Genomic DNA, 13,097 nt, shown 5'->3' on the forward strand with positions numbered 1-13,097 from the left:
TCCGGATCCAGCGGTGCCGCAAACCGATCACACCGATCGCACCGAACGAGCCGAACGAGCCGAACGGAACGAGCCGAACGAGCCGATCACGCGGATCGCGCCGAACGAGCCGAAGTCCGCATTCCTTTGCCGACGTTCGCTGTCGGGAAGTCGTGTCGTACACTTCGAGCCATGGCATGTGTGCTCGTAGTCGAAGACGACCTGTTCGTGCGCTCGGCCCTCATTCGTCATCTGACCGAATCCGGTCACGTGGTGCGAAGTGCCGGAACGGCGATCGAAGCATTGCGCGAAGTGACCGCCCAGGACATCGACGTCGTCATCCTCGATCTCGGACTGCCGGATCTCGACGGCTCCGAAGTCCTGAAAATGATGCGGGGGATAACCGACGTCCCCGTCATCATCGCGACCGCCCGTGACGACGAATCAGAAATAGTGCGGCTGCTCAACCGCGGCGCCGACGACTACCTGACGAAACCGTTCTCGGTGGAACAGCTCTCCGCACGGCTCTCCGCCGTCCTGCGCCGCTCCGGCCGCGCCTCGTACGACGAGGGCCGCGGCGAGGAGCCGACCCTCATCGCCGTGGGCGAGCTGCGCATCGACCCGGTCCGCCGCAGGGCGGCCCTCGGCGATCGGATGCTGGAGCTGACCCGGCGCGAGTTCGACCTGCTCGCCTTCCTCGCCGAACGCCCCGGCGCCGTGGTGCCCCGGCGGGTCCTGCTGTCGGAGGTCTGGCAGCAGACCTACGGCGACGACCAGACCATCGACGTCCACCTGTCCTGGCTGCGCCGCAAGCTCGGCGAGAGCGCCGCGCAGCCGCGCTACCTCCACACCGTCCGCGGGGTCGGCTTCAAGCTGGAGGCGCCCGGCACGTCGGCGTGCTTCGGAGCGGGCGCCCACACCGCATGAAATGGGCTCTCATACGGGTGTGCCTCGCGGTCACCCTGATGGTCGTCGCCGCCTTCGCGGTCCCGCTCGCCATCGCCGTTCGTGACGCGGCCCGCGACCGGGCCTTCACCGCCGCCGAGCGCGAGGGCGCCGCGATCGGGCCGGTGCTGTCCCTCACCACCGAACGCGAGCCGCTCGCCCACGCGTTGGCGAGCACGCGGGCCGGTGAGGACGGGCGCATGTCCATCCACGTGCCGGAGGTCCCGGTCGCCGAACTCGGTGGTACCCGGGTCCGGCCGCAGGACGTCGAGGACGTCGAGCGGCGCGGCCGGATGGTGCGGATCGCGGTGTCCGGCGGGTGGGTCGTCCTCCAGCCCACCGTGCTGGGCGCCTCCCGGACGGCCGTGGTGGAGGTGTTCGTGCCCGCGCATGACGTTACCGAGGGGGTGCGCACCGCCTGGCTGGTGCTGGCCGGGGTCGCCGTCGCGCTCGTCGCAGGCTCGGTCGTCGTCGCCGACCGGCTCGGCGTCCGGATGGTGCGCCCCGCCGAACGGCTGGCCGCGGCCGCGCAGGCGCTGGGCGAAGGGCGGCTCGACGCCCGTGTGCCGGAGGCGGGGCCGGCTGAACTGCGCACCGCGGCCCAGGCGTTCAACAGGATGGCCGAGCAGGTGATCAGCCTGCTCGAAGCGGAGCGGGAGCTCGCCGCCGACCTCTCCCACCGGCTGCGGACCCCGCTCACCGCCCTGCGGCTGAACGCCGCCTCGCTGGGCGACGGCCCGCCCGCCGAGCAGACCCGCGCCGCGGTCGCGAAGCTGGAGGGGGAGGTCGACACGATCATCCGCAGCGCCCGCGAGCACCGCCCCTGCGCCGGCACCGGACCGGTGCCCGGCCTCGGCTGCGACGCCGCCGCGGTGGTCCGCGAACGCCTCGACTTCTGGGCGGCCCTGGCCGAGGACGAGGGGCGTCCGGTCCGCGTGGCGGGCACCGAGGAGCCCGCGACCGTACCGGTGGCCCGGGCGGAGCTGGCCGCCGCGCTCGACGTGATGCTCGGCAACGTCTTCCGGCACACGCCCGAGGGCACCGGCTTCTCCGTCGACCTGCACCGCGGCGGCGACGCGCTGATCGTGCTGGTCTCGGACGCGGGCCCCGGCATCGCCGACCCGGAGGCCGCCCTGCGCCGCGGCAACGAGGGCGGCCGGGCCGGTTCCACGGGCCTCGGGCTCGACATCGTGCGCAAGCTCGCCGAATCCACCGGCGGCGAGGTGAGCATCGGCCGCTCCGTGCTCGGCGGCGCCGAGGTCCGGGTCCGGCTCGGCCACGCCCCCCGCCCGGCCGGCCGGCGCCCCCGGGCCAGGCGCGGCGGCCGCCGCGCCACCACCGCCCGCCACACGGCGTCGTCCGGCCCCCGCTGACGCGGCCGCCCTAGGGCGCCGGGGGCGTCGTCGCCAGGCCCATGCCGTACGCCACCACCGCGGCCTGGGTGCGGTTCTCCAGGCCGAGTTTGGCCAGGGTGCGCGAGACGTACGTCTTCACGCTGGTCCCCGCCAGGTGGAGCTCCCGGGCGATCTGTTCGTTCGTCATCCCCATGCCGATGAGCCGCAGCACCTTGCGCTCGCTGTCGCTGAGCGAGGCCACCTTCGCGTCGACGCCGTCCACCCGCACCGGGACGCGCCGCATCGCCTGGCGCACCAGGCTGCGCAGCACCTCGGGGGCGAAGACCCGGCCGCCGGTGGCCACCACCTCCAGCGCGGAGAACAGCTCCTCGCAGCGCAGGTCCTTGAGCAGGAACCCGCTCGCCCCGGCCTCCAGGGCCTCCAGCACCTGGCCGTCACCGCTGTAGGTGCTGAGCACCAGCACCCGCGGCGGATCGGGCAGTTCCAGCAGTTTGCGGGTCGCGGCGATGCCGTCGACGTGCGGCATCCGCAGGTCCATCAACACGATGTCGGGCCGGTGCACCCGTACTTGGACGAGGGCCTCGGCGCCGTCGACCGCTTCGCCGACCACCTCGAACCCGTCGCCCGATTCGATCATCATCCGCAGCCCGGACCGGATGATCGTCTGGTCGTCCACGATTACCACGCGGATGCTCACAGGGCGCGTCCTTCGTTCTCGGAGTGCTCGGAGTGCTGGATCTGCTCGGTCTGCTCGGTCGGCCCGCGGGGGGCGGGCATGGCGACCCGGTCCGGTCCGGCCGGCAGCGGGACCACCGCCTGGACCCGGTAGCCGCCGCCGGCCACCGGCCCCGCGTCGAAACAGCCGCCGACCGCGACGAGCGCGTCGGTCAGCCCGCGCAGCCCCAGCCCGGCCGAGCCGTACCCGGCGCCCGGGCCCGGGTGTTCGCAGGTCCGCCCGTTGACGACCTGGAGGGAGACCGTGCCGGGCCCGTACACCAGCCGGACCCGGACCGGCGCCCCCGGCGCGTACTTCGCCGCGTTGGTCAGGGCCTCCCGGCTGACCCGGTAGAGCAGGGACTCGCACCGCTGACCGAGGTCGCGCGGGCGGCCCTCGACCGCGTGCGAGGCGTCCATGCCGATGGCCCGCATGTTGCGGGTCAGGCCCTCCAGGAACTCGTTGCAGCTCAGGTGGCCGCGCAGCGGCTCGTCCGGATCGTCCGGCTCGCGCAGGACGTTGATCACCCCGCGCAGCTCCTGCATCACCGTGATGGCGCCGTCCTGGATCGCCCCGAACTCCGCGGCCACCTCGGGCGTGAGCCCCTTGCGGCGCTGCGCGGCTCCCGCCCGCATCACCAGGTAGGTGGCGTGGTGGCCGACCGTGTCGTGGATCTCGAAGGCGAGCTGGGTGCGCTTCTCCAGGATGGCGAAGCGCGCGGCGCTGTCGATCGCGGACTCCGCGCTCGACAGCCGCTCCCGCAGCCGCTCCCGCAACTCCCGCTGGCGGCGCACGAGGCAGCCGAGCATCGCCGGCACCACGAAGTTGACGACGGCGACGTACACCTGCCAGCGCGGGTCGTCCACGAAGTCCCCGATCAGCGGACGCGTGCACACGTAACCGAGGACCGCCGCGCCGACGACGGCGCCGGGTCGGCGCCGCCCGTACACCGCCGTCGCGTAGACGGCGGCGATCAGCGCGGTGCCCTCGTCCGACGCCAGGGTCGTGGCGAGGGCGACGGCCACGCACAGCTCGGGGCGGGTGCGCCGCCACATCAGGCTCCCGGCCGCCACCAGCGCGCACGCGACGCTGCTCCCGTACCCCAGGAACAGGCCGGTCCCGTGGACGGTGGCCAGGGCCAAGCAACTCGCCGCCCCCACCAACACGGCCAGGACGGCGTCCTGGAAGAGGCGCTGGCGCGGGGACAGGGGCGTCTCGCAGCGGCCGAGCGCGCGCAGTTTCCGCTGGGCGAGGCGGTAGACGTGAGTGGGCATGCGGGTCACTCCAGGGGACGTTCTGTCGGTGCGGTCGCCGGCCGCCCGGCCGGCAGGTGGACGACGACGGTGGTGCCCCGCCACGACGAGTCGAGGCAGACGCGGGCGCCGAGGTGGGCGGCGAGCCTGCCGATGACGTGCAGCCCGATCTGCTCCGACTCCATCCAGTCGGCGGACGGGGCGCCCTGGAGCAGCACGTTGAGGGCGTCGAGCCGCTCGCGGGGGATGCCGGACCCCTCGTCGCGGACCCGGACCACGAGTTGTTGCCCGGGCAGCAGCTCGGCGGACACCTCGACCGGTCGGTCCGGCGGGGAGAAGCGGATGGCGTTGTCGATGACCTCGGCCAGCAGGTGCGTCAGCGTGCTGACGGCTTCGGCCGGGACGGTGACGGCGGGCACCGGCTGGCGCACGGCGGCCCGGGTGTACTCGTCGACCTCCGAGGCCGCCGCGCGCAGTACGTCGATCAGGGGCTCGGGGCGCGGGTGGCCTCGGCCCGGCGCGGCGCCGGTCAACAGCAGCATGTTCTCCCCGTGCCGCCGCATCCGGTTGGCGAGGTGGTCGAGGCGGAAGAAGGAGTCCAGCGCGTCCGGGTCGCCCTCGGCCATCTGGAGCCGGCCGAGCAGGTCCAGCTGTTCGTGGACCAGTACGTGCGAGCGGAGCGACATCGCGGCGAGCCGCTCGTGGACCACCGCGCGCAGCACCACCTGGCGACAGGTCTGCGTGACGGCCTCCCGCACCACGGCGTCGAAGGCCCGGGTCACGTCCCCCACCTCGTCGGTGGCGCCGAGGTCCACCGGGGTCACGTCGAGGGCCAGGCCCCCGGGGTCGGGGGCGCGCGACACCCGGGCGACCAGGGCGGGCAGTTCGTGCTGGGCCTTGAGCGCCGCCCTGCGCAGTCGCTGGAGGCGACGCACCAGGCGCCGTGCGACGAAGGCCGCCACTCCCGCGGAGACCAGCACGGCGCAGGCCACCAGCGCCACGTGGGCGAGCAGCGCCTCCCAGGCGCGCGCCCGGGCGGTGGAGGCCGCGTGCAGCGACTGCTCCTGCAGGGAGGAGGAGACCTCGTGCATCCGGTCCAGGACCCGGGTGGCGCAGCCGCCCCACTCGGCCCGGGCGGGCCGTTTGCCCTCGGCCGCGCGGGCGAGCGGCGCGGCCAGGCAGCCGTTGTCGATCGCGGTGGCGTCCTGCCCGGGCGCGCTGCGGGCGTCGGCGGCGGCCCGGAACTCCCGCGCCGCGTAGCGCCGCTGCCCGTCCTGCCGGGCGAGGAAGGCGGTGTCCTTGCCGGACAGGGCCGTGGTGTCGGGGGCCGCGTCGATCAGGGCGCGCTGCGCGGACAGCGCGGCGGTGCCGGCGGCCAGCGCGCGCACCGCCCGGGCGGTGTCGGTGGCCCGGGCGGCGGTCCCGTCCGCGGAATCGGGTCCGGGACCGGGTCCGGGGGCGAAGGCGAGGGCGCCGAGCGCCTCGATGGCGTCGTGGTAGGCGGAGACCGCGTCGGGGAGGTCGCCGGGCCGGGTGAGGTCGGCCGCGCGGGCCCGGTCCAGCCCGTCCAGCGCGGTGCGCGCGCGGGCCAGCCGGGGCGCGAGGGCGGTGTCGGCGGCGCCGGGGCCGGCGTCCTCGTGGAACTTCTCGACGGCCCGGTCGGTCTCCCGCCGGCGCTGCTCGACCTGGTCGGTGACCTTGCCCCCGGCCAGGGCGAGCGCGCCGCGCTCGTTCTCCAGGCCGCGGGTGACGGCCGTGGCGGCCAGCGCGACGAAGGCGCGGCGTTCGGTGACGACCGTGTCGTGGTGGTGCTCCGCCGCGTCCCGCACGACGGTCACCGCGAGCCCGAGCGCCAGGCAGAGCGGCAGCAGGAGGACGAGTCCGACCTGGGTGCCCAGCCGCCTGTGGTGCAGTGCGTAGGTGCTCATGGGTCCCAACGTCTTCCGGCGCGGGCTCGGTCCGGCCGTGGTGTGGTGCGGGGGCCAGGTCGTCTCTTTCGGATCGTGCCGGGCCCGCGGCGTCCGGCACCGCGCCTGACCGCACTGCCGGTGCGACCGAGTACGTCCAGTACACGAGCGCCCCGGCGGCACGGCCATGCACGGCACCGGACGCCGCGGGCTCGACCGACACGATCCGAAAGAGACGACCTGGTCCCACGGTGGCAGCCGATCGGACCGGCGTCCGGCGCCGAACGGCCTCAACCCCGCTCCGATGGTGGACAATCCGGTGCGGTGGGAGTGAACTCCCTATCAGCGTATGCACCGCTGGACGGACCATCGGCCGACTAAAGGCCTAGGAGCATCGGCCGAAGGTCGCAGCGCGGGGCGACCATCTCGGGCTTAAGGGGCGTAAAGGCCATAAAGGGCGCCAGGGGGTCGGCCCTCACGGGAAGAGCATGCGGGCCGCCTCGACCCGGTTGTGCGCGCCGAGGCGGGTGAGGATCTCGCTGACGTGCGTCTTCACCGTGGCCACCCGCAGGTGCAGCCGGTCGGCGATCGCCGCGTTGGACAGACCGGTGGAGAGCAGCTCCAGCACCTCGCGCTGCCGGTCGGTCAACGCCTCCGACACGGCCGCCGACGGCCGCCGCGCGGCCGGTGGCCGGTGGGCGACGAGGGAGAGGACGTACGAGGTCATCTCCGCGGAGAAGAAGGCCTGACCCGCCGCCACGTACCGCACCGCCCGCCCGAGGTCCTTGTGCAGCGCACCCACGGCCAGCACCCCCGACGCGCCGGCCGCCACCGCGTCCGCCACGATGCGCGGGCCCGGCGGGCCGACGAGCACCACCTCCGGGCCGCCCGGCCCCCGCCGCAACTCCCGGGTGAGGGCGAAGCCGTCGATGCGCGCATCGGCGTACACCACGACGACGTCCGGCAGCAGCACCCGGATCCGCTCGCGCGCGCTCGCCTCGTCCCAGGCCTCCCCGATCGGGTTGACGTCGGCGGCGCCGCGGAGCTCGTCGCGCAGCACCGCGCGCAGTTCGTGATCGCCGCTGACCGGCAGGACCGTGATCATCGCGTGCTGCTCCGAACGGGGGGAGGGGCGGGGGAGGGGTGCGGGGAGGGGAACCGGTACGAGCGGGCCGGAGGTTACGTTGGCCGTACGCCGTGACCGTCTGGAGCCCGCTGTTGCTGATCAAAGTGCTGGTCATCGAGGACAACGTCATCACCGCCGCGGGTCTGGAGCAGATCATCGGCTCCGCCGGGGACATGGAGGTGGTGGGCGTCGCCCGCGATGCGGCACAGGCCGTGGTCGAAGCGGCACGGACCCGGCCGGACGTCGCCCTCGTCGATCTGGTCCTGCCCGACGAGGACGGGCTCGTGGTCGCCCGGCGGCTGCTGGAGGCGCCCCGGCCGCCGCGGGTGCTCGTCATGACGGCCTTCCACGACGAGTCCCGGGTGCGCGAGGCGCTCGACCTCGGGGTGTCCGGCTTCCTGCTGAAGGACCTCACGGTCGACGACCTGTTGGAAGCCGTCCGCGCGGCCCGCGCCGGGCACTCGGTGCTGCACCCGGTGGTGACCCGGAGCCTGCTCGACTCCCTGCGCGCGGACACCGCCGCCTCCGCCGAGGACCTCGACCTCCTCGCCACCCTCACGGACCGCGAGCGTTCCGTGCTGCGCCTGCTCGCGCTCGGGCTGACCAACGCGGCCATCGGCGAACGGCTCGGCGTCACCGAGGCGACGGTCAAGAACCACGTGGCCCAGCTCTTCGGCAAGCTCGGCCTGACCGGCCGGGTGCAGCTGGCCCGCTTCGTCAACCGGCTCGGACCGCAGGAGATGTGAGCCCGCCGCCCCGGTGTCCGGCGTCCGCGCCGGCCGGTGCGGTACGGACGCGCTCACCGCGAAGCCGTCACCGGCGGGCCCGGCCGTGAAGGTGCCGCCCAGCAGCCGCACCCGTTCGGCCAGCCCGGCCAGCCCGTTGCCACCGCCGGGCAGGGTACGGGCGGGCAGCCGCACGCCGCCGCTGTCGCGCACCTCCACCCGGATCCCCTCGACGTCACAGACGAGCCGGACCGTCACCGCCGCGCCCACCGCGTGCTTCGTCGCGTTCGTCAGCGACTCCTGGATCACGCGGTACGCGGCCAGCTGGAGCGGGGTGGGCAGCACCTCGGCGTGCCCCTCCTGATGCAGGGTCACGTCGAGTCCGCCCCGCCGGGCATGGGCGATCAGCTCGGGGATGCGCTCGGCCGGACAGGCCAGGTTGGCGGCCGTGACGAGGTGCAGCGCCTCGCGCAGCTCCTCCAGGGCCCGCTGCCCGCTCTCCCGGATCCGGTCGACGGTCCGCACGGCCACGGGGGGCAGGACGGCGCGGGAGGTGGCGTCGAGCGCGTTCGCGGCCAGCACGATGTCGCTCACCCGGTGGGCGACGATGTCGTGCAGGTCGCGGGCGACCCGGGACCGCTCCCGCGCCTCCGCCCGCTCCACCAGCTGCGCCTGGGCCCGCTCCAGCTCCGCGGTGCGTTCGCGGTCCGCCGCCGCGGCCCGCTCGCGCCGGCCCCAGGTGCGCCCCGCCCACAGCGGGCCCAGGGCGAGGGCGAGGGCCACGAGTGCCTGCCGCGCGTCGAAGGAGCCGGGGTCGAGCGGGCCGGAGGAGCCGGACGGGGGACGCCCGTAGACCGCGACGGCGACCGCGACCGCGACCAGGGAGCCCGTCACGGCGAGGGCGGCCAGTACGCGTCGACCGCGGACCCGGACGCCGGCCGCGTACAGGGCCACGGCGAGGACCAGCGGGGTATCGGCCAGCAGGTGCCCCAGCATTGCGAGCACGGCGTAGACGACCGGACGGGCCGCGTGGCGGACCATCGCGACGACGAGCAGGACGCACAGCACGACCACGAGGGCCGGCCGGTCGGAGAGCACGAGCCCGCCGGGCATGTGGCCCAGCCAGTTCCATGCGCTCCAGAGGGCAACCGCGGGCGCTATGCACCGGCACGCGTGCGGCAGGGACCGTATTTCGGCCGGGCTCTTGAGCATTGTCAGAATTAGAGCAGACCGGGTCGGTTCGCAAAGGGGCCATTGGCCTCTTCGCGGCCGGGTCGAAAGTCCCGAGGTGGCGGACTTTCGAGTTCCTCGCGGAGGACCTGTGGGTTATTTCGCGCAGGCCCTACGGCTGCACCGGGAGATATCCGAGGTGTTCTTCCCAAGTGAGCAGCAGTTCCCCGGGGATGATCGAATCCATCGTGGGATCGCCCAGGTCAGCGACGGTCCGGTCGTACACGGGGGTGTCGCCCGGCCAACCGGACCGGTAACCGGACGGGTAAGGGGTGGTGGAATGAGAACGGCGCTGGTGTTCCACGGGGGTGGCCCTCTCGTCTTCCCGGCGGCAGCGGTGTGACGGGAATTCACCCGCCGGGCCCGCACGGGCTGAAGCGTGTCTTCGGTCCGTACGATACCGCTGATTCGCCGGGCAAATGCCTGTTGGGGGCCTGTTGTGGGCAGTCCGATATTGACATTCCGTCACATGTCCTTTTCCTGCCGTCGATTTAAGGAGTTTTAAGGTTCTTTTGGATCACCGATAAGGGAAGGGCGGTGAGGCTGGGTGAATGAACAGAGCGGGCGGGACCCGGGACGAACGGGCCGGGGACGAACGGGCGGAGACGACGTTGGTGCTCGACACCGTCCGCCTGCCCAGCCGCCGGCGGCCCCCCGGGTCGCGGCTCCCGCGGCGGGCGCTCGCCCTCGCGGCCGTGGTCGTCGTGGCCCTCGTCCTCGTCGCCGTAGCCGTCGGCAGCGACGGCTTCCGCGCGCTCACCGACCCGGCCCGCCCGGGCACCGGCGCCCCGCGGGCCATCGCGGGGAGCGCGGAGAGCGCCGGGTCCGCGGCCCCGTCGTCCCCGGAGTCCCGTCCCGCTCCCGCCACCCACCCGGACCGGTCCGCCGGGCCGGCGCCGTCGCCCGGGTCGGGAGAGCCCTCCGGGGGGACGACGACGCCCACAGGTCCGGTCTCCGGCACGCTCGGTCCGGGGGACGCGGGGGAACCGGTGACGCGGATGCAGCGCATGCTCTACTCGATCGGCATGTACCACGGCCACCGGTTCGGGTCCTACGACGAGGACACGGCGGCGGCGGTGCGCGCGTTCCAGCAGTGGTCCACCGTCGCGGCGGCCGTCGCCGCCGATCCCCCCGGCCGCTACGGCCCGGCCACCCGCACCGCCTTGGAGCGGGTCGCACCCTGACCTCGGGGCCCGCGTCCCCGCTGTCCCGGCGGTCCGGGGGAAGCTCGTGCGGGTTCGATGGAACCGATTTGTCGCTGTATCGATCTCTACCAGCGAGATCCGTTCGAGACCGCGTTCGAGATCCTTCAGTCTGCACCGGAGATCCGAGTGATACACCGTTCCGCCACGCTCTGCGCGGCCCTCGTCCTGTCCGCCGTCGCCGCACTGTCCGGCTGCTCCAGCGATGGAGATCCCGTCTCCTTCGCCCCGAAGGAGTCGGCGAAGCCGGGGGAGACCAAGGCCGCCAGCGACGTACGGATGCCGACCAAGCCGCGCGAGTGGACGACGCAGCGGGAACTGCCCGACGGGACCCGCGTGGTGCGCACCGACTACACCGGGCCGAAGTCCGGCTTCACCGGTCGGGTGTGGGCCTGGGTGCCGAAGCAGTACGGCAAGCCCGAGTACAAGGACAGCGCCTTCCCGGTGCTGACCGCGCTGCCCGGCGCCGTGGGCTACCCGACGAACTACTTCTTCTCCAAGGAGTTCCGCCTCCAGGAGCGGATCGGGGAAGCCGCCGACAAGGGCGAGAGCCTGCCCTTCATCGTGATCATGCCGGTGCTGAACGCCAAGGAGGGCGTCTACCTCGACGGCAGCGACATACCGGGGCAGCCCAAGATGGGCACCTGGATCTCGGACGACGTCCCGGACCTGGTGCGGGAGAACTTCCGCACCTACGCCGACCCGAAGGGTTGGGGCTTCTTCGGCTCCTCCTCCGGCGGCTACGTGGGCATGAAGATGGTGCTCCAGTACCCCGAGCGGTTCAGCGTGGCGATCGCCGGCGGGCCCGACGCGGCCCCCGACTCGCCGCTGTGGAACGGCCATCCGAAGGAGAAGCAGGAGAACAGCCCGGCCTGGCTGGCCGAGCAGCTGATCAAGAAGAGCGGCGGCGCGGGCGGCCCGTCGAGCAGCCCGTCGAGCAGCGCCAAGGCGGGCTCGAAGGCCAGCCCCAAGAGCACGCCCAAGAGCAGCCCCTCGCCGTCCGCCCCGACGACCGGCCACAAGGTCTCGATCTCCTTCCTCATGGGCACGAAGGAGCCCAAGTCGGAGGTCGCGGCGCTCGACAAGCTCCGCCAGGAGATCACCAAGGGCCCGATAGAGACCAAGGTGACGTCCTTCGAGGGCGGCCACGACGGCTACAAGTACACGGACACCCTGTTCGCCGGTGACCTGAAGTGGATGAGCGACCGGATGCGCGGCCCGGTCGCGGCGAAGTGACCGCCGCCCAGGGGAGGGACGTGCCGATGACGACCACGACCACGACCGTCGACCGGGGGTCAGGCAATCCCCGTCGCGCCCTGGTGGCGCTGGCGGCGACCGCACTCGTCGCGTGCGCGGGCGTCGTCCCCGCACACGCGAGCACCCCACAGGCGCCACGGACCCCCGCGCCGTCGACGACACCGACGCCCGGGGCACCCGGCGCCGCCTCCGGTGCTCCCGGCGGTGCGGCGGCGCGCAAGGAGCCGCCGGCGCAGATGTCGAAGGTGGGCGGTGAGCGGCTCGGCAGCGCCGGGGACCAGGTGGGCGCCGGTGCCCCGAACCTTCCGGCAGGGCTCTCCGCGCTGTCCTGGGTGGTGGCCGACGCGGACACCGGCCAGGTGCTCGGGGCGCGCAACGCCCACTGGCAGCTCCCCCCGGCCAGCACCTTGAAGATGCTCTTCGCGGACACGGTGCTGCCGGCGGTGCCGCACAACGGCAGCCGCACGGTGACCCCCGAGGACCTCAAGGGGATGGGCGACGGCAGCAGCGCGGTGGGCATCGTGCCCGGGGGCACGTACCAAGTGCCCGACCTGTGGCGCGGGGTGTTCCTGCGCTCGGGCAACGACGCCGTGCACGTGCTCGCGGCGATGAACGGCGGCGTCGAGAAGACCGTCGCCGACATGCAGCGGCGCGCCAAGGAGTTGGGCGCGGGCGACACGGAGGTGCGCAGCCCCGACGGCTACGACGCCCCCGGCCAGGTCTCCTCGGCGTACGACCTCACGCTCTTCCTGCGGCAGGGCCTGAAGGACAAGGACTTCAAGGAGTACTGCTCGACCGCCTCGGCGCAGTTCCCCGGTGGGCCCGCCGGACCCGGCAAGGACAAGCCCTTCGGGATCAGCAACACCAACCGCATGTTGTCCGGCGCCGACGGGGTGGCCCCGTACCCGGGCCTGATCGGCGGCAAGAACGGCTACACCACCAACGCGGGCAACACCCTGGCGGAAGGGGCCCAGCGGGACGGGCACACCATCGTGGTGACCGTGATGAACCCCCAGGACAACAAGCGCGATCAGGTCTACACCGAGATGCGCGCACTCCTCGACTGGGGCTTCGCGGCGGTCGGCAAGGCCACCCCGGTCGGCACCCTCGACCAGGCCGGGGCGGGCGGCGCCGCGGCGAAGGGCGGGACGGCGGCAGTCTCCGGATCCGCCGCCGGCTCCGGTTCCGGTCCGGGCGCGCTGGCTTGGAGCGTGATCGGAGTCGGGGCGGCGGCCGCGGCGGGGGGCTCGGGCTGGTTGCTGATGCGCCGGCGCCGCCGCGCGCAGGGCTGAAGTCGAGCGTCGTGGTATCGGGGCGTCAAGAGCAAGAAGGCCCGGTATCGCGGCCCCGGAAAAAGAGTGGCCATAAGGCCGATATTCCGTGTGATTCGGTCCCCCGGCGGG

General features: G+C 73.6%; 10 protein-coding genes and 1 pseudogene. 6 read left to right on the top strand and 5 right to left on the bottom strand.

The window, feature by feature from the left end; genetic code table 11:
• Positions 1 to 171: 171 nt before the first annotated feature.
• Both ACIQWR_RS19925 and ACIQWR_RS19930 read left to right on the top strand, forming a co-directional pair.
• On the top strand, positions 172 to 906 hold the full coding sequence (locus ACIQWR_RS19925) for a response regulator transcription factor (protein WP_404011038.1): 735 nt from the start codon (positions 172 to 174) through the stop codon (positions 904 to 906).
• Complete coding sequence (locus tag ACIQWR_RS19930) at positions 903 to 2,297, top strand: sensor histidine kinase (RefSeq protein WP_404011041.1); 1,395 nt, start codon at positions 903 to 905, stop codon at positions 2,295 to 2,297. Before ACIQWR_RS19925 ends, ACIQWR_RS19930 begins: the two co-directional genes overlap by 4 nt.
• Before the next feature lie 10 nt (positions 2,298 to 2,307).
• On the opposite strand, the gene ACIQWR_RS19935 is transcribed toward ACIQWR_RS19930, so the two are convergent.
• The 4 genes from ACIQWR_RS19935 to ACIQWR_RS19950 form a co-directional block, all read right to left on the bottom strand.
• The gene (locus ACIQWR_RS19935) at positions 2,308 to 2,976 is read right to left on the bottom strand and encodes a response regulator (protein WP_404011043.1); all 669 of its coding nucleotides are present in this window, start codon (positions 2,974 to 2,976) and stop codon (positions 2,308 to 2,310) included.
• On the bottom strand, positions 2,973 to 4,268 hold the full coding sequence (locus ACIQWR_RS19940) for a sensor histidine kinase (RefSeq protein WP_404011046.1): 1,296 nt from the start codon (positions 4,266 to 4,268) through the stop codon (positions 2,973 to 2,975). Before ACIQWR_RS19940 ends, ACIQWR_RS19935 begins: the two co-directional genes overlap by 4 nt.
• 5 nt (positions 4,269 to 4,273) lie before the next feature.
• Positions 4,274 to 6,175, bottom strand: coding sequence for a nitrate- and nitrite sensing domain-containing protein (locus ACIQWR_RS19945; RefSeq protein ID WP_404011049.1), 1,902 nt, complete (start codon positions 6,173 to 6,175; stop codon positions 4,274 to 4,276).
• 454 nt (positions 6,176 to 6,629) lie between these two features.
• Positions 6,630 to 7,259, bottom strand: a complete 630-nt coding sequence (locus ACIQWR_RS19950; RefSeq protein ID WP_404011052.1) for a LuxR C-terminal-related transcriptional regulator — start codon at positions 7,257 to 7,259, stop codon at positions 6,630 to 6,632.
• 125 nt (positions 7,260 to 7,384) lie between these two features.
• Between ACIQWR_RS19950 and ACIQWR_RS19955 the strand changes: the two genes are divergently transcribed.
• The gene (locus tag ACIQWR_RS19955; RefSeq protein WP_404011461.1) at positions 7,385 to 8,026 is read left to right on the top strand and encodes a response regulator; all 642 of its coding nucleotides are present in this window, start codon (positions 7,385 to 7,387) and stop codon (positions 8,024 to 8,026) included.
• A 51-nt stretch (positions 8,027 to 8,077) separates the two neighbouring features.
• On the opposite strand, the pseudogene ACIQWR_RS19960 reads toward ACIQWR_RS19955, so the two are convergent.
• A pseudogene (locus ACIQWR_RS19960) lies at positions 8,078 to 9,217 on the bottom strand (sensor histidine kinase); the annotation flags it as partial.
• Positions 9,218 to 9,786: 569 nt separating this feature from the next.
• Here ACIQWR_RS19960 and ACIQWR_RS19965 point away from each other — a divergent pair.
• From ACIQWR_RS19965 to ACIQWR_RS19975, 3 genes are all read left to right on the top strand, one after another.
• On the top strand, positions 9,787 to 10,419 hold the full coding sequence (locus ACIQWR_RS19965; RefSeq protein ID WP_404011055.1) for a peptidoglycan-binding protein: 633 nt from the start codon (positions 9,787 to 9,789) through the stop codon (positions 10,417 to 10,419).
• Between the two features lie 147 nt (positions 10,420 to 10,566).
• The gene (locus ACIQWR_RS19970) at positions 10,567 to 11,673 is read left to right on the top strand and encodes an alpha/beta hydrolase (protein ID WP_404011058.1); all 1,107 of its coding nucleotides are present in this window, start codon (positions 10,567 to 10,569) and stop codon (positions 11,671 to 11,673) included.
• Positions 11,674 to 11,699: 26 nt separating this feature from the next.
• Positions 11,700 to 12,986 carry a D-alanyl-D-alanine carboxypeptidase family protein gene (locus tag ACIQWR_RS19975; RefSeq protein WP_404011061.1) on the top strand — a complete coding sequence of 429 codons (1,287 nt, stop codon included), beginning with the start codon at positions 11,700 to 11,702 and terminating at the stop codon, positions 12,984 to 12,986.
• The last annotated feature ends 111 nt before the right edge of the window (positions 12,987 to 13,097 follow it).

The organism is Streptomyces sp. NPDC098789 (genome assembly GCF_044759975.1).
Lineage (GTDB): Bacteria > Actinomycetota > Actinomycetes > Streptomycetales > Streptomycetaceae > Streptomyces.